Annotated in this window: 20 protein-coding genes; 4 read left to right on the top strand and 16 right to left on the bottom strand. The window is 45.6% G+C overall.

Annotation, left to right across the window (positions count from 1 at the left end):
* Nucleotides 1-34: 34 nt before the first annotated feature.
* The 4 genes from HALTADL_RS07330 to HALTADL_RS07315 all read right to left on the bottom strand — a co-directional run bounded on the left by HALTADL_RS07330 (nt 35) and on the right by HALTADL_RS07315 (nt 4,220).
* Nucleotides 35-421 (bottom strand): hypothetical protein, encoded by a 387-nt coding sequence (locus HALTADL_RS07330; protein WP_089673061.1) that lies wholly within the window; start codon nt 419-421, stop codon nt 35-37.
* Nucleotides 418-1,296, bottom strand: coding sequence for a ParA family protein (locus HALTADL_RS07325; protein ID WP_089673062.1), 879 nt, complete (start codon nt 1,294-1,296; stop codon nt 418-420). Before HALTADL_RS07325 ends, HALTADL_RS07330 begins: the two co-directional genes overlap by 4 nt.
* A 184-nt stretch (nt 1,297-1,480) precedes the next feature.
* Complete coding sequence (locus HALTADL_RS07320) at nt 1,481-2,824, bottom strand: DUF790 family protein (protein WP_089673063.1); 1,344 nt, start codon at nt 2,822-2,824, stop codon at nt 1,481-1,483.
* A gap of 1 nt (nt 2,825) precedes the next feature.
* Nucleotides 2,826-4,220, bottom strand: coding sequence for a DEAD/DEAH box helicase family protein (locus tag HALTADL_RS07315; RefSeq protein WP_088901854.1), 1,395 nt, complete (start codon nt 4,218-4,220; stop codon nt 2,826-2,828).
* 382 nt (nt 4,221-4,602) lie between these two features.
* On the opposite strand from HALTADL_RS07315, the gene lrp reads away from it, so the two are divergent.
* Nucleotides 4,603-5,064 carry an HTH-type transcriptional regulator Lrp gene (gene lrp / locus HALTADL_RS07310; RefSeq protein WP_089673064.1) on the top strand — a complete coding sequence of 154 codons (462 nt, stop codon included), beginning with the start codon at nt 4,603-4,605 and terminating at the stop codon, nt 5,062-5,064.
* Nucleotides 5,065-5,184: 120 nt separating this feature from the next.
* On the opposite strand, the gene HALTADL_RS07305 is transcribed toward lrp, so the two are convergent.
* From HALTADL_RS07305 to HALTADL_RS07295, 4 genes are all read right to left on the bottom strand, one after another.
* Nucleotides 5,185-5,748 carry a TATA-box-binding protein gene (locus HALTADL_RS07305; protein WP_088901852.1) on the bottom strand — a complete coding sequence of 188 codons (564 nt, stop codon included), beginning with the start codon at nt 5,746-5,748 and terminating at the stop codon, nt 5,185-5,187.
* 241 nt (nt 5,749-5,989) lie between these two features.
* Nucleotides 5,990-6,652 (bottom strand): GNAT family N-acetyltransferase, encoded by a 663-nt coding sequence (locus HALTADL_RS07300; protein WP_089673065.1) that lies wholly within the window; start codon nt 6,650-6,652, stop codon nt 5,990-5,992.
* Nucleotides 6,653-7,342 carry a hypothetical protein gene (locus HALTADL_RS17275; RefSeq protein ID WP_143054160.1) on the bottom strand — a complete coding sequence of 230 codons (690 nt, stop codon included), beginning with the start codon at nt 7,340-7,342 and terminating at the stop codon, nt 6,653-6,655. It lies immediately after the preceding gene.
* A gap of 7 nt (nt 7,343-7,349) precedes the next feature.
* Nucleotides 7,350-8,009: a hypothetical protein gene (locus tag HALTADL_RS07295; protein WP_089673066.1), complete on the bottom strand. Its 660-nt coding sequence runs from the start codon at nt 8,007-8,009 to the stop codon at nt 7,350-7,352.
* Between the two features lie 366 nt (nt 8,010-8,375).
* Between HALTADL_RS07295 and HALTADL_RS07290 the strand changes: the two genes are divergently transcribed.
* Together HALTADL_RS07290 and HALTADL_RS07285 are read left to right on the top strand one after the other, a co-directional pair.
* Nucleotides 8,376-9,110: a winged helix-turn-helix domain-containing protein gene (locus HALTADL_RS07290; RefSeq protein ID WP_089673067.1), complete on the top strand. Its 735-nt coding sequence runs from the start codon at nt 8,376-8,378 to the stop codon at nt 9,108-9,110.
* Between the two features lie 563 nt (nt 9,111-9,673).
* Nucleotides 9,674-9,982: a hypothetical protein gene (locus tag HALTADL_RS07285; protein WP_245708451.1), complete on the top strand. Its 309-nt coding sequence runs from the start codon at nt 9,674-9,676 to the stop codon at nt 9,980-9,982.
* Here HALTADL_RS07285 and HALTADL_RS07280 read toward each other — a convergent pair.
* The 8 genes from HALTADL_RS07280 to queF are packed head-to-tail and all read right to left on the bottom strand — an operon-like array spanning nt 9,977 to nt 19,529.
* Complete coding sequence (locus HALTADL_RS07280) at nt 9,977-10,462, bottom strand: GNAT family N-acetyltransferase (RefSeq protein ID WP_089673069.1); 486 nt, start codon at nt 10,460-10,462, stop codon at nt 9,977-9,979. The two genes, HALTADL_RS07285 and HALTADL_RS07280, sit on opposite strands and share 6 nt — an antisense overlap.
* Entirely contained in the window at nt 10,459-11,622 is a 1,164-nt protein-coding gene (locus HALTADL_RS07275) for an ATP-binding protein (protein WP_089673070.1), read from the bottom strand. Before HALTADL_RS07275 ends, HALTADL_RS07280 begins: the two co-directional genes overlap by 4 nt.
* A complete protein-coding gene (locus tag HALTADL_RS07270) occupies nt 11,619-12,734 on the bottom strand; it encodes a hypothetical protein (RefSeq protein ID WP_089673071.1) in 1,116 nt (371 codons plus the stop codon). The genes HALTADL_RS07275 and HALTADL_RS07270 overlap by 4 nt, the downstream gene beginning before the upstream one ends.
* A 10-nt stretch (nt 12,735-12,744) precedes the next feature.
* Nucleotides 12,745-16,713, bottom strand: coding sequence for a coiled-coil domain-containing protein (locus tag HALTADL_RS07265; protein ID WP_089673072.1), 3,969 nt, complete (start codon nt 16,711-16,713; stop codon nt 12,745-12,747).
* Complete coding sequence (locus tag HALTADL_RS17270; protein WP_143054161.1) at nt 16,710-17,225, bottom strand: hypothetical protein; 516 nt, start codon at nt 17,223-17,225, stop codon at nt 16,710-16,712. The genes HALTADL_RS07265 and HALTADL_RS17270 overlap by 4 nt, the downstream gene beginning before the upstream one ends.
* Nucleotides 17,212-18,063, bottom strand: coding sequence for a hypothetical protein (locus tag HALTADL_RS07260; RefSeq protein ID WP_162551688.1), 852 nt, complete (start codon nt 18,061-18,063; stop codon nt 17,212-17,214). The genes HALTADL_RS17270 and HALTADL_RS07260 overlap by 14 nt, the downstream gene beginning before the upstream one ends.
* Nucleotides 18,064-18,069: 6 nt before the next feature.
* Complete coding sequence (locus HALTADL_RS07255) at nt 18,070-19,104, bottom strand: tRNA guanosine transglycosylase family protein (protein WP_089673074.1); 1,035 nt, start codon at nt 19,102-19,104, stop codon at nt 18,070-18,072.
* Nucleotides 19,101-19,529 carry a preQ(1) synthase gene (queF, locus tag HALTADL_RS07250; RefSeq protein ID WP_089673075.1) on the bottom strand — a complete coding sequence of 143 codons (429 nt, stop codon included), beginning with the start codon at nt 19,527-19,529 and terminating at the stop codon, nt 19,101-19,103. Before queF ends, HALTADL_RS07255 begins: the two co-directional genes overlap by 4 nt.
* 240 nt (nt 19,530-19,769) lie before the next feature.
* Between queF and HALTADL_RS17265 the strand changes: the two genes are divergently transcribed.
* Nucleotides 19,770-20,123: a hypothetical protein gene (locus HALTADL_RS17265; protein ID WP_143054163.1), complete on the top strand. Its 354-nt coding sequence runs from the start codon at nt 19,770-19,772 to the stop codon at nt 20,121-20,123.
* The last annotated feature ends 96 nt before the right edge of the window (nt 20,124-20,219 follow it).

Below are 20,219 nucleotides of genomic sequence, written 5' to 3'. Positions count from 1 at the left end.
GGTTTTTCTCGGCCGTATATTCTATGTTGCTATACTATTCATAATCGTATCCCCACTCCCTAAGTTGATCTGAGACCTCGCCGAGATGGCTCAGTCCTATAAGAAGTGCTGCCTCCCGCAGGTCCGCTTTTTTTATATTTTCGTCGAGGATCCGTTGAACCTCTGACATTCCCTCTCTTTCTCGGTCGATAGTCGATTCTTGGAGGTGAAGCTGAACTGTCTTTTGACGGCCATCGGTGATACTGTTGCGGCCGTGAATCCATGGCAGACGAGGCTGTGATGAACCTGCAGAGACGTTTGTTGTTTGATCTTTTGTTTCGGTCACGGGTTCATTCTCAATACTATCCGTAGTGTGAGTATCCTTAGATTCCTCCTCGTCATCATCGTCCCAACCTACAGCACCGTCTTTGAACCCAGTCATTGTTTTACCTCTGCCTCGTTGATCTCGCCTGGCTTAGGTGGATTTGAAGCTTCAATACCAGCTGATTCTTCGAGGTGTCGAGCAATCTTATCGAATTGAGCTAATGTGTCTATTTCGTAGTCACGTCGTTGAGCTCGGTGATCACGAACATAGCGGAAGGCAGAACACTGCTGTTTCCAGCAGCCCTCCATTAGGGCTGCACGTTCTCCAATTACTTCTGGGATGGAAAACGGTACGTTCTCAATCATCTCTCGCTGGTCAATCGTGTCTTTGTAGCCCAGTGGTACAGCTCCAAGCACACCAACATCAATGTTAAGTTCATCTGCAAAGTTGGTCGCCATCTGTTCCAACCCATCAATTGACGCCTGTCCCTTCCATGATGGCTCGACCGGAATTAGGAGGTTTCGCGTCGCATAGATTGCGTTGTACAGATGATCTGACTCAGTCGCAGGTGGGTCACATATTAGGACATCATATCTGTCTGGAACATCGGCCTCATCGAGGACACGACGCAACTGTGCGTAGATGTTGTAGCTATCGCCCAGATCTGTAGCCTTTTGTTGTTCTCGATTGAGATGGTCTGAGAGATCTGCGAGAGTATTGTGTTCGGGAATAATATCGATCCCTTCGACGCTTTGGATGAGATCATCAAATGGACCTCCGGGACTCTTGACCAAGTGTCGAACAAGGCTATCGGCCTTGCTGTTTGTTCGATCTTCGTCGACCCCAAATAGTCGGCTGAGATTACCATCTTGTGGATCGAGAGGAACGACTAAGACATTGAGCCCTGCCCGAGCGTGTGCTACTGCCAGATTTGAAGCAAGCGATGTTTTGCCTACCCCTCCTGCTTCTGAGTAGACTGTGTATGCCAGCATATTACTACTCTACACGTGATTGCTAATGAAGTTTTGTCAGACACTTATCTAAGACACCTGTCTAAGACACTTATCTTAGACACAAATCTTAGAAATACATCTTCGAATCTAAGAAAACAATCTAACCTTATTATGGTCTATCGAGTCTGTGTGATATTGATCGCTCTCAGCCGAACTACTGATACTAAGAGGCCTCTACAGCGTATTCTTCAGCTAACTCTACAACATCATAGACGTGAATACCGGATTTGAACCAGAGAACACGGTTGTCTATCCCCTCAAAATCCTCTGCCGAACAATCGAGTCGCTCTGAAACGGCAACAATGAGATTGTCGCGGTCGGCAGCCCGTATCTTCGCCAGTTTCTCTTCGAGATACTCCGGCGTCCAAAAGCCGACGATCTCGAACATCGCTCGTTGACCATCAGGATGTTCAATCGCAAAGTCGGGCAGCATCACTTCTGCGCCCAAATCCAGGACATCATCCTCACGTCGGAGTTCCCAATCGGTCGTAGCTCGGTCCCACTTCTTTGCGAGCGTTCGTTCAACATCACTGTCAAAATCACTTTGGGCCGAGTAATGCGACGACAACCCTTCGGTATGGTCAAGTTCAAACGAAAGCGTCGAATTAGATGATTTTCCCTCATCTGTGAGTACGTCTGCTTCCATTTCCCACCGATCACACAGCGGGAGAGCAGGCAGAAAATTCGCCATTCGAATGCCGTATTTTCGTGACTTCGAAAACAGCGATGCGGCGCCATCCAGGCGCGCTTCGTAGCCATCGGCAAGGTCTGTACTCCCAACACGTGCTCCAGTGTTGTCGATTGGATAGATACGATGCATCAGGCCGAACAACTTGACGTAGCTGAACACTGTCGCAAATGAATCCCAGACCCGTACCCGCATCTCAGTCGCATCATACAGCACAGCTTGTGCCAACGCGAGATTATAGCGAGTCAACAGCCACTCAACGCTGATCGTATCGTCCGCATAGGATTCTTCGCTGTCACCGGTGAGTCGCGTGGTTGTCGACGAATCGTCGGTTTGGTGGTGATCATCGAAAACGAGATCACCAAACCGAACAAGCCGTTTGTTTTCCTCCAAGTCGGCGTACATCCCCCGATAGCAGTCTTCGAGTGAAATCCCAAGTCGATCAGCAACTGTGCTGTAGACCCACAGCGAGTTAGTATCATCTCCTAACGTTGGTTGGCGGACTATCGGTTGGTTCCCATTTGCTACCTCGAAGAGTTCCTGCCGTATCTCTCGTGGCTCTACGGGAGCAATCACCTCGAATTCACACTCGTCTGTGAGTAGCTTCGCCAGTCCCTGGACAATTTTGTAGTCCGTGTCCGAGACAGTCAACTCATCAATTGTGTCCTCTAACTCGCCTTTCGGCTCGCCAAGATGCTCTTCAAAGATGCCAATCAGTTCTGCGGCTGTCTCCCGGTATCGTTGCTCGTCTGGATCAATGAATGACGGTCGAATCTGACCGTCAGAACGTCGAGAGCGGGCTAGATCAGCTGTCAGCACGTCAGTTCACCCCCTGTCGACGGTGTTGAGAGACATAGGTTTCCATCGTGTCCTCGGAGATGATCTCGTAGAGGCGGGCTGGTTGGTTCTCATCGGTTGGACGGAGGATTCGTCCTAACCGCTGTGCATACTGCCGCTTGGATGAACTCCCCGAAAGAATAATCCCGACATTCGCTGCTGGAACATCGATCCCCTCATCGAGCACCTGGGATGTCGCTAACATTGAGTACTGTCCTGTACGGAACCGCTCCAAGATCTCTGTCCGTTCGTCAGTCTCGGTCTGGTGTGTGATGCAGGGAACAACGAACTCCTGGGAGATTTCGTAGGCGAAGTCGTTGTTCGCGGTGAAAATGATCGTTCGGTCCTCGTAGTGGCGTTTCAGGAGATTATCGAGTGTGTCGAGTTTCTTCTCCGCAGTGCGGGCAATCTTCTCGGCTCGTTGCTTCGCAATTAGAGCTCGACGTCCTTCAGGATCGTACGACGTGCGTTTGAGAAACTCCTGGTAGCCGTTTTCTTTCCACAGATCGAAGTCGTGACTGTCGACATACTCGCGGTAGATCTGGTACTCCTCGTCGTACCGCTCTCGTTCGTCAGCTGTGAGTTCAACCTGGAGATGAAGCGTTTCGTACTCGCTGAGGTACTCGCCTGCCAGCTTGTCGACTTCCTCTCTGTAGACTACTTCCCCCAGAAGGTCCTCCAGGACATCGTGTTCTCCATCAGCACGCTCGTAGGTGGCAGTTAATCCGAGTCGATACGGCGCAATCGTCATCTCAGGGATCTGCTGGTAGGTCGGAGCCGGGAGGTGATGGACTTCGTCGACGACAAGCAAGCCGAACTGATCTCCATACTCGTTGATGTACCGATACGCAGAGTCATAGGTCGTCACCGTAAGGTTGCTCACATCGTGGCTTCCCCCACCGAGAACGCCAACCCCATCTGGGAGCTGGTCACCGAACGCATTGGTCAGCGTTGCGTGCCACTGGTTCATCAGATCGATTGTTGGGACGACAACGAGTGTGCTGACACCAGCATCAGCGATGGCCTGGACGGCGAGAAACGTCTTCCCGCTCCCGGTTGGGAGCACAACACTGCCGCGACGCCCATTGTCTCGCCACGCAGCGAGGGCCTCTTGCTGATAATCACGTGGCTCAATGGCTACAGATGGTCTGAAATGGAACTCAGAATAGCTGCGAGCATCGTCGGTGAAAGATTCGACAGTTGCTGCGGATTCGGAGAGAGTGACTTGTCCGTCAGTTCCATTGGCCCACTCCCGGATGTCACGGTACTGCTGTGCTCGTGCCCGATACTCATCGACACGGTCGTCCCATTCAGCGTAGGGGACCGTATCAGGAGCATCTTCGAGCAGAAGCGTTCCATCATCGAACGAGACCTGCATTGAATCAATCTACAGGCGGCAAGGTACTTGTCCTTGCTGTGGTTCAACCAGTAGATCGGTGGTGAATTACGAATCGTTCCGGTAGGCGAGAATATGATATTAACCAACAAAATTTGGTCTTTCCGGGACGCAATGCGAGAGGCATCCTCAGCTTGATCAACACCCATTCGTAGAGACTCAGAGGAAGAGTCGACTGTTGCATTACAAGCGGAAAGACCAAATGTAGGATTGTACAGCCTGTGTTGGTTAATTCATATCAGCAGTCCCGATTTGAACATGAGCAACTAGGTGGATAGAAGACTGATTTCATTGCAGACAGCTGAGATCAAGTCTAATGAAATGTTCGTTAAGTTATAGTGCCCTTAACCGAGAGTATATTACTATGACGTACGATAATTTAGACAGTCAGTTAATCAACGCACTACTCGGCGACGGTCGGGCCAGCCTGCGGAGTCTCGGAGAAGAGCTTGACGTGTCGGTAACTACTGTCTCAAATCACATCAACGATCTCGAAGCTAAAGGCGTCATCGAAGGCTATACGCCGATCATTGACTACGGCGAATTAGGCTACGGCGTTACTGCAATCATGCAGCTGAAGGTCGAAGGAGCCGCACTCACAGAAATTGTCGACCGGCTTAAAGACCAAGACCAGATCGTGAGTGTCTACGAGGTCACCGGTGATTACGACATCATTGCACTCGGGAAATTCGGTGACACAGATGGAATGAACGCACAAATCAAAGAACTGCTGGCCGACGTTGATATTCGAGAATCCAACACCAGCGTTGTACTCAACGCAGAGAAAGAAAATAGACAGTTTGAGCTTGATGTCGACGAGGAGTGAATCTGTGGGTCTTCAGTCATGATTTGGTAGATACCCACTACACACCGTCTATCGGTTATGTATAGCACTTCATCGTTGAGGACCCACTATGATCGAATCAGGGGTGTGTTGGATGATACATCAGCTACTAAATAGCCCCAGACCCTCAAGTTCCTCAATCATATTCTCCACTGCAACACTGGCATCCTCTGGTTGTTGCCCGCCTGTGATCACGATTTTCCCACTGCCGAAGAGCAAAACTACCACTTCCGGATTATCCATCCGGTAGACCAGTCCCGGGAACTGTTCGGGTTCATACTCAACGTCCTCAAGCCCAAGACCGATTGCAATAGCATTGAGATTCATAGCTTCACCAAGGTCAGCACTTGAGACGATATTCTGGACAGTAATCTCTGGAGAATCATCGATTGGTATTCCAAGATCCCGGAGTTTTCCGAACACGATATTGATCGCCTCATGGACATCATCAACACTTGATGCGCCGGTGCAGACGACTTTTCCAGACCGGAAAATGAGTGCCGCTGCCTTGGGGTCCTGTGTTCTGTACACGAGTCCTGGAAAGTTGTCTGGGTTGAAGTCCGCGCCTACCAGGTCTTCATCGAGGGTTTCAAGATCCAGTTCATGATCGATGCCAGTCGATGCAACTACATTTTGAATTTCGATTGTATCTACGGCTGCACTCATTATCAAGAGATCATCCCCCTGACTATAAACAATTAATTCATCAACGATCCACCAGTGATCAATATATGGGCAAAAAGGTCGACTGTATGAATAATCGTAAGCGGATATTTGAGCGAAGGCGATTAGAAATCACTCACTTCGACTCGATATAGTCGTTATAGACGCCATTCTCTGAGGGATCTAATCGAGTAAAGACATAACCCGGCTAAGTGGATATAGTAAACAAATCTGTGGCTCTTGATTATAGATATTTCATCCATACTGTTGTACGACATTGACACATTTTATCGTTGGTTGGCCAAGCACCGCAATCTGGACATGAGCGTCGGCTATGATCGGAATAGAAACCTTCGATTGTCCGTTTTTCGGTGAATCCAGCATCGCTAAGAAGCGGTCGACTGCTTCCATTAGAGTCGCGCTCCCATCCACAGGTAAAGACCATTTCTGCGTTTGTTGAGTCGATCCAATGAAGCCGATCCTGTAAGATTCTCCGACCAATTCCTTGTCCTTGCCATGCTGGGTCAACGACAGTGAATAATAGATAGGCATTCACATCACAGACTATTGCATGAGGAAAACCACCGACTGGGGGTAAAGTATCAGCAGCATCATTTCGATCATAGAGTAATACGACACCTCCTCCGATTCTAACAGTCTGGTCGGTTTTCGAGGGTGAGTGCTCAGCAATCACACCATAAGCATCTAGTGGGGTTTTATTTTCTGAGCTATCGGGTATATTCCCCCCTACAATTGGCAAGTAATTGCGTGGAATTTCTTCCGGCCAATCATTGGCAGGTCCAAAGTAATGATGCTCTTGTTGAGCTAGAAAGTAGACGTCTTCCTCACTCTCAGCAGGCCGAACACGCAACTGATCTTGAGTGCTATTCGGGTCAGGTCTAGTCATCTATCTACAATTCCCATTTCTATATTTTTCCTCAATACGTGATCGTCGACTGAGACCTTTTTCCTCAATACCACCTGCTCGTACTGGTTGTGGGAGCCCTTGAGTATGGAGTTGTTTCCAGAAAATACATTCAGTGATTGCACTTGGTTTGACCCCTCCTTCAATAACCACTTCTGGGGTGTGGAACTGCTCTGAGATATTTTCTATTTGTGAGATATTTTCTATTTCAGTGAATGATTTAGCGTAGCGAGCCAAAGCATCTTCAAAAGATTGGGAGATCATCGCCTCATCAGGTCTCACCATATATTGGAAATCTATTGCATCAGAAATATACCGGAATTCACCCATATACAGATTGGTTTCTGTACTTGCTGCATCAACAAGAACGATTCCGCTATGTGAGATGAGGCTATTGTCACACTCGGTGTCTGGGTGTATACCCATGAGAGCAATGTCTATTGAAGGGTAACAAAACACACAATCTTGTCTGACAACTGGAAATTCTATCCCATGATCTGCAGCAATATGTGACAACTTTGTTTCTAAATTGTCTCGATGCGTTGAATCTGCGGGTAAAATTCCTTGTTCAAGGATAGAGGGTAAGTTAGTGGCAGAAGCGACGTGGTAGAGTATTGTAGAAGTATCTATAGAGATATACTCATCTCGACCTACAGAATTTTTTAATTTCATTTAGCTACTATTTATTAGTTTCTGTGCTGTCTTCAATTTCTTCATCGGATATCGTTACGTCAGTAAAGGCCATCTGTGGTTTTCGGACACACGGACCCATCTGATTAGCACTTACTATATCCTCTTCTGAGAAGTCAATGGATAAACATTCTGCAGCCTCAATCAATTTTTCTTGGCTTACATCTGTTTCATACAAAAAGTACTCCAATAAGGTGAGTGTTCCCTCAGAGATTCCTTCCTCATCAGCTTGTACAATCAACTGCTCAATGGTTGGAAGCGGCCCACGACGGAGGCTCAGTTCCACATCAATTTGTTCACCGTAGCTTATTGCCGCGTTCTGAATCGCATCCTGGAGTCGCATCTCAAGCATATCACCGTTAGTCAACATACCATAGACAAGCATCGCAAGTGCATCCTGTGTGGCTGCTCGAACTTCGGTGACTTTCCGGGGAGAGTCTGGATCAAATACAGATTCAATATCGCATTCTCGGAGTGTCGGGTACACTACCGCGAAATCACGGAGTGTTTGTCCGAGTCGATTACTGATTTGCTCACGTAGCTCATCACGGGCCTTTTGTGAGGTTTCTCCATCAAACAAGCACTCAGACTCATTATCACTAATGAGTCCAGCTGGATGATGTAATTCCTTATCACTGTCACTGGTCATAGATTGTTTCGAACTAACATACGACGTATTTCACGTGTACGAGTTGATGAGATGGACGTGGCTGTTCGAAGCTGTTTTTTCTCTTGGTAGATCAGTGTTCGACCAGCAAAGAAGGCCGCCACCTCATCAAGAGTGTATTCCGGTTTCTCATTTGTAGGACCATGTTCGTCAACTTGTAGTCCCGTGTCAGATGTTACGCTATATTTTGCCATCTTTGTTCTTAATTGGATCTTATTTCTCTGTATGCTCTCTCCAAATTCCACTCGACTCATCGGTTGTCGGCTCTTGATGCCCTCCTCATCAATTCTATCGCACCAATTGCATAAGTAATATGGGGGAGTGAACCACTATACCACTACTATACCAATGACTGAAGATATGGGGCCTTTCCCACATCAAAACTTAGCCAGTGATGGAACACTGGAACAAAAGCAACAAGAACAAATTCTTGAGACCTTAGATGATTATCCTGATGGGATCGGCTTTAATGAGCTACTGCGAGAAGTGAATGATATTATTTCTAGAAACACATTAAAAAGTCGGTTAGAAAAATACGAAGAAGAAAGTATTGTTGAAACACCAGACGATTGGCGTCGAGGTCAAAAGAAAAAATATAGACTAACTGAGAAGGGAAGAGTGCCAAACAACTTAGAGAAACAGTTTGAGGATGGATGCAAGTATATCTGGGAAATTTGGGAAAGAGTACTAGATATGTACGGAGAAGACACATTCTCACGTGGGAAAGTTATTCAATACGTACTTAATAAACGGGTTCGATATGGACTAGTAACTTCCGTATCAGCAGACGCAACTAATCAAGACTATTCTCCAGATATAGAGATTGATTCTCAACAACTACCAAATCCCAATAAAGATGATTCGATAGCCGAATTCTACAATACAATTGCAGCAGAATTGTATAAATTCTACACAGAGACAATTTTTGGGAAAATATATATCGAAACAGAATCAAAATCATCCCTTCTTAAAAAAGAGATAATGTTAAAAACATATGATAGTACTGTTGATCTTAGAATACAAATGAATGAGATGTGGAACGAATCTGAAGTCCCAACGCTTGAATTTGATTCAAAATCGTGATTTAATATACACATTGGTTCACTCTCATCGTCAGAGACAATAAGCTGGTTTCAGATGACAATGTATACCAAGCACCCCTATCAATCGGTACTTGAATTGCACTTGGCGCATTGAATTCTGTTTTTATTGATTTGAGATTATTCTATGTGAGGGCTTGGTTACACGGTGGACACTTTACTTCATCTGTTATTCCAATACCGCTCCCGTACCCGACAGTCATACTCCGTGTGATTTCCTCCTCAAAAAATTCAAACACTATTTCTCCCTGCTCGTACTCGACATGAGTCACAGTTAAGCGGAGCACACGTACGTTGACAGCATGTCTCTGTCGGATCTCCAGTGTTTCTCGGGAAACTCTTGATCCCGATGCTGGCGTAGGTCAGTGAGTTCTGCGTCGACCTCTTCGTATTGAGATTTGAGCTCTTTTCGTCTTTTGAGTGCTTGGACCCGGTCGTCCTGCTCACCGGTGTTGATAGTCTCTCTCAGATCATCTATTTTTGACGAGAGTCATACTCCGACTGTAACTGCCTTCTAGCATAACTTGGTTATCTGCACGTCATCAAATGAGCCATGTGATCAAATCCACTATATCAACCGTAACAGACAGGCCAGAGAAAAAACTAAACAGACTAATGAGACGATTTGAGGTTGGAGATCGAGTTCAGATTGATATTCCAGATAAAGACGATCTCGATCATGAACGACTTCATAGTAGACACGGAACAATTGTCGAAATATTTGAAGATGATGCTGGCCAAGAAACAGGAGATCCACGTGACTCCCATCTGTTTAGCGTTAAGATTGATGATGACTCAGTCGAATACCTCCGATGGAGAGATCTTCGACCAGTTTCAGATCGAGAAGATTCATAGCCATTTCTCGACGGTTAACATTTCTGTCCCTTTCTTTGTTTCCCAACCAGATTGCACCTCGTAACCAATCGATTTCCAAAATTCTACAGCAGATGACCCTTTTACTACATCTGCAATCATCTGTTCCTTTCCATGGCTTCGAGCAAACTCTTCTGCCTCTTCACACAGATAGCGTCCAATCCCTGCACCACGGCCAACCCTGGAGACTGCGACAAGACGAATCTGTGCTTCATGTTTGTCTAGAATTCTAGACTCACACCACACCATCAACGCTCCAATAAGAGTTCCGGACGTTTCCTCAACATAATAGAGTTCTCGATCTCCTCTCTCAAAAGCACGTTTTAATGTGTCTCGATATGTGAACCAATGAAGATCGTTCTTGATTTCGGAAGAATTAAAAAAATCATTGATGGCCTCTACTTCATTGATTGATGATGCAGCTTGGATTGGAAGGACAGTCTTGTCCAGCTTTGATTTCAAGCTTCGCCGCCTCCATGCTGACTTTTTCGAGGTCGAATCTTTACCATCTGTACGGTCTCTTCATCATCGTCAACAAAGACGGCTTCACCCACATTATCGATTTGTCTGACATAGGTTTTCAGATTGCTCCCCATGTAATCTTGACTCAGTTTATCTAGTGATCTAATATCTTCCTTTGTGGTAATCTTGTGACAGAGAGTGATATCACACTGAGAGAGGACCTCGCTATCGATTGCAGAGGGTTGTTGACTTGCAACGACAATTGAGAGGCCAGGCTGACGACCTTCTTTCACCCACCGAATTAGCATATCCTTCGCTAAGGATGATGATCCACTCGGAACGAAATTATGAGCTTCATCAATAAAGAGCCAAACTTTCGGAATCTCGACTCTTAGTCCCATCTCTTCACGACGGCGAGCATCCTGCCGTTGTCTGAAGAGTTCTTTTCCAAGGACATCAACCACTAAATTTCTTAACCCGTACTGCCCTGGATCAAGAACACTCACATCAAGAACGTTAATCCGATTTTCATCAAAGGTTGTCCACACGTCTTGATACTCTCCTGCGAAAATATCCCAATCACGTGCCATTTCTAACCGATTAAGCAGGGCCTCTTTTGTACGGTCAGATGAGGATCCATCCATTTCGACTTTATTAATGATGTCTGGAAGATAGAACGGGGTATCGTCTTCGTTGAGCTCTCTTATAGCACGATATAGAGTGATACCCATCGGTTTGTTGATATTCAGATCGAATAAGTCGCACCATCCATCAGGGCTCATGTCTGATGGATTAAGTAGGAGCGGATTTAGATCGATGCCGCGAGACCGGAATTCACGGACAATATCGTCACCATATCGATCTTCAGGATCGCCGGGTACGAGAAGGTTTACCGGGAATCCTTGTTCAGTAACCCCCCAATCCCAAAGCAGGTCGCGTTGGTCATCATTCTCTTCAGCCATTGTCCAATAGATTCCCATAGGGTCGATGACAAGCGGTACCACATCATTTGTTTCTGTATGTATCTCTTCCACCACATTCCCGAGTGTGTAGCTTTTACCCGTTCCGCGCTTTCCGCAAGCGAGTATTGAACGGGCACTTGATGCATCAATATACACATCGTCTTCCTCTTCGATTTCTTGTCCAATATACAGTTTCATAGTGCACTATCCTCGGTGACTTCAATAAGGGGAACTATGGATTCATAGTATGAGAACCCTCCGTGTACTCCCCACTCCGTATTTGCTAATTTCCTCGTCAGATGTGGATAGCCAAGACCGATTGACTTGACCCCATCTGTTTCGAAAATTGTTCGGCCTTCCTTGATATTCATTCCCCCTTCTACGAATCGCGCATGAGGATGATAATCCTCACAGACAATTGAGTCTTCAGAGGGTAACTGATCTCTCCAAAGAATTCCGTGGTCTGCCGTGAGGAAGATCCGGAATCGGTCTGAAAGTTTATCAGCAGTTTCATGCATCTTCCCGAGGTCGTCGAGTATGTCCTGGACAACTGCTGACTTATTCGGTTCCTCTTTCCTGTTATGAGAGTCTTGATCAAGCCCCATACGTGTGATTTGAACGAACGTTTTCTCTTCTAGTGGATACTCTTCGCGGAGGGCATCAACTACCTCATTAAAACTACTGATCCGGGTTACGCTACTCATAGAGGAATGAAGGTCGGTAGAAAGATCTTCATCACCGCGTTCCCAGTATGTATAGGAAAGATCATTATAGAACCTCTTCGCATCAAGAAGGTCAGCATATACAGAAGTGGGAGAGTATTGGCCCTTGCCGTATATTACCCGCCGATACCCCGGTTCTGTTGTAGAAATACCATCAACGAAAACCGGTCTTGCGTCTATAGCTGTCCCCCGTACAGATTCATACGAGAGACCATCAACGATGATCAATATAACTAGGTCCTCCGTAGAAACAGCGTCTAGAATATGCTCTTTAATTTGAGACTGAACCAACAAGTCCTCTTTTAGCCGCTGATGATCAGTATTTGAAGCCCAATCAACGACAGTGTTCAATCGTGGGCCGACTGTCTCCTCATCGCATGACAGTCTGTCAAAATCGGGATGGTGTTCGTCCGCGTCGATGATAACATCATTTTCAAAAAGAAAATCTGGATGATAAAAGTCCGTTTGAAAGTCATCTATAGAGGAGTAAATATTGAAGTCCTCAAGATAGAATTGAGCTAGTTTTGGTAGAGGAACTATGACTGGCTGTTGATGAGCACGCTCCTTAATTTCATTAAAGTATGCCATCGGTCCGTATTTAGCGCCCCCGCCGCTGTGAGATTTCTATATCAATCTGGTTGAGAACAAAGAGTCGCTGAATGCGATCCAACAACTCTTCTGGATCAATCGTATCTCCATTATCGTGATATTCCATCAGGAGGTCTTTGAAATCCACTCGGCGGTGGTCTTCAATTCGTTTTAACGTCTCTTCGATAGTCTCCCCATCTGGTTCCTGTTCATATCTAAATTCCTTCGCATCTTCGTTGATTTTTTCAGTTGTCTCAACGAGATCCCCTCCCCCAGTTCCAAGGTTGGTTACATCTCCAATATCTGTAAAGGAGAATTGATCAAGTTCCGATCGAAGTGATTGAAGGGTTGATTCTGCTGTTAGTATCCGTTCTTCAACCTCGTTATGGTTAGCATCGACTGTCTTTTCTATTCCGACGACACGAGCATACTCAATTTCACGACGGGCATCCTCGATGTTTTCTTCTGCTCGTCCCAATACGCTCTTTTTATATGTGTCTTTGAACTCCTCTAGCAGGTTTCGACGTGATTCCTCTGGGTTTCGAATGCTGAAATTGGCTGAACGTAGTCCACGTGCTTTGCCATCAGTTGCCTCTTGGAGAATCTCTTTCAGCCGTTCGCGCTTCTCATCGAAGACCTTCTGATGTTCTTTTCGCTTGCTTTTATATTGGCTCTCGATTCGATCTAGATTCTCTTTAAATCCTTCTAGGTTATCAAGAGCACCGACTGGATCTTCAGCGAACCGCTCTGATATTTGTGAGATAAACCGGTTGATCTCATCCTCTTCTTCTACAGTACCTTCATCAAATGTTCTTGCGTAGTCCGTAATTTCCTCTTTGACTCCCGCAACTTGAGCCGTGAACGCTTTCCAATCCTTGAGCTTCTCAGCATCTTCTTCAAGCTTCTCGATCTCCTCATCAACCGATTCTAACTCTGATTCCGCCTCTTTTTGCTTCTTGGATAGTTCTACTGCGCCTTCGATCCCAGTTCCATTTTGAGTCTTGAGGGTGCCCTCTAGGTTAGTGGCAGTTTCAGTTAACTTATTATTAATATCAGTATACTCGCCACGGATTGACGAACGTGCGTCGTTAACTCCTCCAACGAACTGGACTCCGCCTTCAATTGTGTTGTCAAGATGGTTTGGTACAATCTGACGTGACTTTCTTTCAATCCGGTTTTTAAGATCCTGACATGCCTGGTGATGACGTGTGTAGAGTATTTCTCCCTGTTGTTCTAACCCCTCCACCTGTTCTTTTGCGTGATAATACAGCGTCTCTAGCCGTTCTCCATCTTCTGGATTGGTCTCCTCAAGAACACTCTCAACCTCACTAAACGCTGTTTCTACACCGTCAGGAACCGCATCCTGATCTAACTTTTTGATTTTCGTTAGTAGGTCTCGTCCAGTAGTAAGAATCTCCTCGACTTGTGCAATCGAATAGTCGGTTTCAAGCAGGACCAAGGAGTCATCTTCATCTAATCCAACAATGCGCCGGCGAGAGAGGAATTCAAATATGAGGTCCAGTTCTTCCGTTTTGTAGCCCTTATTATATCCAGTTTGCTGAATTTCTTCAAGTGGGAATTCTTCCCGGTCTCCCGACTCCAACTCATCTACAATGAACTGTTCGAACGGGTGTAGTGTCGTTCGTACCTCATATTCGTCTTTATCCGAATTTTCGACAGTAAGAAGATCAGAGTAATGTTTCTTAATGCGTCCATCGAAGGGAGACGTATTCTTGAGACCAAACCGTTGAGCTACCTCATCTTTGGGTTGTTTAAGAGACTCTATTCCACGACAGAGTGATACAGTTTGTAAGGAATCTAGGAAGTCCAGATAATCACCCATCACTGACTCGTACTGTGTACTAGTGATGAGTGTGCTGTAATCGGGATAGAGATCTTGCATTGCTTCTCTAAATACAGTACTGACTGCCATTTTTCCTGCACGGCGAATTTTGAATGGAGCGTTGCCAATTAATTCTTCTCCAAATAGCGTTTGAATAGCCTGCTTGAGGAGGCTATTTTGGAACGACTCGATACGTTGTTGCTGTTGCGGATCAAGATCTCTGTCTGTGGTATCGAGGTAGTCGACTAAAGCCAGCATCAGGAACGGATTGACTGCTTTTGGATCCATCGCATCCCGAAGGAATTCGATCCCATTTGGTAGTTCCTCAAACGTCTTGCGCCCATTCAGCATGAACGTGAATTCCCGTGAAGAGTCCCGCCGAATGTGCGGATCAACCGTTTCATCAGCTTTCTCCCATCCGAGGACGAAATTGAATGCGATGTCATTATCGGCTTCACCGGGGCCGATATTAGCCGAACCAACGACGTTATCCTCATGAGCTGGATCGGTAACTGAGACCGTCGCGCTACGCTTGGGATAGGTTGGATCAAACGTGCCGATCATCCCATGCTTTCTATAGACTTGTGGTGCCTCCTTGTCGAGCCCATCACCAACACCCCAACCCTCAAGTTTCCCGCGCTGGGGCTTGAAGATCTCACCACCAACAAGGCGGTTTGCTAGTGCATTGTGAGCGTATTCTGCGTTGGGATGATCCGTATCATATTCGCTCCAGAAGTCACGAATCAACTCTCGCACAACATCTTGTGGCCCATCGCTGCGTGTAACGTCAATGAGTGTATAGCCTTCATCGATAACTTTGATAACTTCCCCATGCAGCTTTTTTGAAAGGTGCCTCCGGGCATCAATAAGCCCATACTCTTCAACAGCAGCTTCAGGAATCCCTTGTTCAGGGAAAACTGCACAGAGCAAAATAAACGTCTTTTGTTCATCAGTTGCGACTGAAGAGTGATCGAGGGCATCGCCAATGGCGGATTGGATAATGGTCGAACTGCCCTGGAAACGTACTTCACCATTATAGAATGCCTCTGCAAGGTCAAGTGCGGTGAAGGCATCACGGCTAGTTTGGTATTTTTGAAGTGCGATTCGGAAAAGATCGATAACCGTTCGCGGACCATTGCTGAGTTCTGGTCGAGAACAAATCTGGCCTATTGCATTGAGAGCATGACTAGTAATTACATCATACTGTTGATCCTCAAAAGCAAACCGTGAAGCGTACTCGTTCCACAACTCAGCGGGGAAATCTTGCCCGTAGACATTTTCTAAATTGAGCATCAAGTTATCGCTCTCTAATCGGTTGAGAACGTCCCCTGCTCGCGTATCTAGACTACTCTTAGTTTGAGCAGGCATTGAGACAAAGAATCCGAATTTATTATCTATCTGAGCTCCAGAATGAATGTCCCATATCAGGTCACGAAAGTTTGCTTCTGCGTCCTGTCGGTTATCTGCACTCTTGAAGTACTGTTGAAGTTCATCTCCAAGAACCACAAGTCCCTCGAAACCTGCATCGGTGGCTAATTTCGTACATTCATCAAAGAAGTCAATTAGCGTATCCGCATTAATGCTGAGGTCAAGTTCACCAGTCCGTTCCATCTCCTCGAACATTGTGACCAGCTTATCGACACCGACATCATGGGCGTCCTTTTTTTCTTCAGCATAGCTACGAATCTCTTTTTCTAGATACGACTTGCGAATATCTTCCAACTTATCAACATAAGGTGGAGCCTCAGTCCGTAATTTATAATGCATCCACCCATATGTTGCCCGCATTATATCCGAGAATGAACTAACAGTAAACGGAGGAACAGCAATGATCTCGTTTTGATTTAGCTTGTGCCAAATGCTCACTGACGTGCTTGTTTTTCCATACCCAAACGGCCCGTAGAGGTAGCCTTTCGTAGAACTTTCATTTTCCGTGAGGGAATCATATACGCTTTGCTCGAACCCACTCGTATCGCCAAGTGAGATGTGTGTCTCTGCATACGTCCGATATTTTTCTTCAACGGATTCGGCAGAGTCCTCAAGATCACTTGCTGTGTGAGTGGAAATGATCCCCTCGTCTTTTCTAATCAGGTCAAGCAGTTCGTCAGTGTTTGATGAAGCTACTGTTTCGCTCATTGGTTTTGATTGGTGTTAGTATTAGTGTTGACAGTGGCATCGACAGCTGGGAGGGTTGCTGTGTCAATGCTCAATGTATCCCAGCTGGCAGCTATTGTTTGATAGTGTTGTTCGTCAGTTGAAAGGTGAACCCTTGGATAGATCTCTTTAGCAGGCGATTTTGTTACATACACCACGTTAGAGAGTCCACTCAGGTCCACATTATTGCGCAATTGACGGGTAGTCGAACGATCAGGTTTCCCATGGTCGTACACTACCGCAGTCACATCTGGTTCAGTTACTCGTTGGAAGTCTGCCTGCTGGTACTTCCATCCATACTCACGTAGAGCCCAACAGAGGAACGTTTTCCCACTGTTTCTGGGTCCATGAAGATTGATGAACGGTTCTCCGTTTTTACGGTATTGCCTGATTTCTTCGAGTGCATCTTCCTGAGATGGTGTGAGATGTTTCTTTAGATCGATCTGCTTTATCGTGTTCATGCGTGTAAGAAGATTTGACTCAGGCGAGGTCATCGATATTCACCTCCTCGGTAAGCCGTATTCTGATAGAGTAGTCAGATTCAATCGACAATCTCCCATCCATTGAAGCAGTGTGTTCCAATAACTCAGGGAGATCATCCTCATAAACTAGAAGTACTGTGCTCAAGAATTCTCGGGACTCATTTGATAACTCCAGACGATCTCCGTAGCGTAGGGTTTTGAAGAGGATATCACTCCGATACAACGAATCAACTGCGGCGATGACTAGTTCATTCTTAGCAAATGAACGAAGATCAAACGTTCCGTCTTTCAATACAGGAGGAACAAGTTTCTCAACGAATCTCTTATAACTATTGAGACTTCGTTTGCTCAGTGGACCGGGGTCATTAAATATTGGTGACTCCATCCGGTCTGCTCTGTTCATTACCTCTTCTATCACTTCCTGTCGTGCATCAGCGAAGTTTGTCGGTGCCCTACGGCGATAAGCATCCGAGATTTGGAAGTAGGACCATGAAATCCCCGTGTTACTACTTGGGTTGCGATAATATGCTGTTGAATATAAGAGGTGGAATAAGTCAAAGAACGCATCCTCGTTATAAATTAACACATCAATAAATTCTTCTCCCAATTCTGTGAGCTGTTGGCGGTTATTTTCTTCAACCAGCCCTAGGTTTGTCAGAGTCGTCAACATTCCTTTTGTATCTACTTCCCTATCCGTTTTGCTGGGACGAGTAAGGTTGAATTCCACATACGCATCCTCCATAACAGCACTAGCAGAATTATACTCTCGTCGTTCGATTAGATCAAGATATGACTTGATTGCATCAGGCCGACCGGTCCCTCCTTCAATGTGAAGTTTTGTTGAAGACATAGTTGTTTAGATACTCACCTCTTTTCGGGGTGTGATACTTTCCAACTGTTTTCGGTATCGGGACGATTGATCCATCATGTCTATGACCTCCTGCTGACTCATATCATCAATACGTTCAACGACTTCGTGCGTGACGATGAGATTATGGAGAATTCTGTCCCACCGGCTGTTACTCAAGCGAGACATATCTTCACAGAAAGCACAACTATGATCGGTCTCTGCCTTCAAATGAGGAAGTTCTTGCCTCGTCAAAATATTCCCGCTACGGTGCTTTCTGTGAGATGCGTTGAGCCGACCTTTGAATGGGAAATACACATTTCCATATCCGCTTGTTCGCATCCAACTTGTGGTATCGAAGCTGTCGACGCCAGCCTCATACAACAACGGAATACTTGTAGGACCACCGACACCAAATGCGTGAACTGAAAGTCCATGTTCATGTGCAAGTTCGGTTGCCCACCGGAGATTTTCAAATGCTTCTGATGTGATCATATTAACACCGCCATTCACACCCCCGGTTGCAAAGCTACCAAATCCAACTTTAGACAATCCATCAAGTTCTTTGTATTCATCAATACACCGAGAAATTTGTTCGCGTGTGTGACCTTGAATGACGGCCAATGAGTCCCTTCTTACACTTTCAGGTAAACGGCGGAAACACATTCGAGTCGCACTAACTGTCTCATCAACTTTCTGTTGTACCGTCTGAACGTCATCATCACTCATCGGTACATTATCCGGGAGAACATACCGCTGCCCCCATCTGTTTTCATCATAATAATTCAGAAGGTACTCATAAAGTTCATCGAACGTCTTGTTACCGACCTGTACCTCGTATCCACCAGAGTCGAACATAACATTGAGATCAAGTTCTTTACTCAGAGATTCGATTTCACTATGTGTCCCGTTACCATGAGCAATCGGAGTAAAGATAACGTTCTCTAACGGTGCCAGAGTATGATGTTCATTCTGAAGTCGGGCGAAGAGCTTCTGCATAGAGCTCGGACAAATATTCATCCCAGCAAAGAATGTAAGCGTCATTTTTCAGAGGGGATTCTCCCGAGGTTTTCTTTTCGAGTGGCGCTACTACTGGGGATCTCATCTCTATCGAGATCGCCATATTCAACAACTACATCTGTGGTGATCCCTCCTCGGGTGTTGAATTGTGCAGTAATTCGCATCCAGTGGGGAGATATACAGTCTGTAAGGTGATCTAATATCTGATTTGTCGCAGCTTCGTGGTATATCTCGACATCTCGATATGACGTGAGGTAGAGCTTTAGCGATTTTAATTCAATAATATGTTCGTCAGGGACATATTCAATAAATATCGTTGCGAAATCTGGTTGGCTTGGTTTTTTTGGACATAGACATGAAAATTCAGGCGCAGCAAGTTCGAGTTTTGTTTTTCGGTTGGGATACTCGTTTTCGATCACGTCCAGGGTGTTTGGATTAGGCGAATTCATAGTTTGTCACAGATCGGTCAGGATATTCGCACGCGAATCCACAACTCAAAGTGGATCACGTAGCGTATCTCTTCTGGTTAGGATGACTCTACTGTACCCTTATAAAACCAATCTAATCAACATATGGTGCTGATATGTATGTTTGAGCCAACTCGGAATCATCTTATGGTGAGTCCTGGATTAGCCGGATGAATTGGTATCACCAGAGATTACTAATATATTCCAACATTAGGATAGACGATGACCGAACATGAAGATAGTTTATCTTTGAGCCAAATTGATTCAAAGAGAGATACCGAAGAAAAGCAACGAGACGGTAAATCTGGGGAGATATTATATACAATTAGGTTTTTAAAAAATCGGGAGACAACCGTTGAAAGAGGTAAAATAACTGAGATTGGTTTGTCATCGAACTCACTCCCCGTTGATCTTCGTGCACTTGACACAGATACCTACACCCACTATGGTATCTTTAGGATGAAAGATCGTTCGACAACACTGATTGTCCAGGATCAGAACGGAAAAACATACAAAGCACTTTCATTAGGCAGAGATACTGTGAAGGTACAGTATGAAGTGAGTATCGAATTATAATATAGTTGGTCGATGTGTTTTTTCTGTTCTGAGATAACAGTGACTTATGAAATATTTGCGACCAACTGATACATTGTGTTAATCACAATCGCGTTT

This window comes from Halohasta litchfieldiae (assembly GCF_002788215.1).
In the GTDB taxonomy this organism is placed as follows: Archaea; Halobacteriota; Halobacteria; order Halobacteriales; family Haloferacaceae; genus Halohasta; species Halohasta litchfieldiae.
Note: the sequence above shows the minus strand (reverse complement) of the source record. Positions and strands in the feature narration are given on the sequence as shown.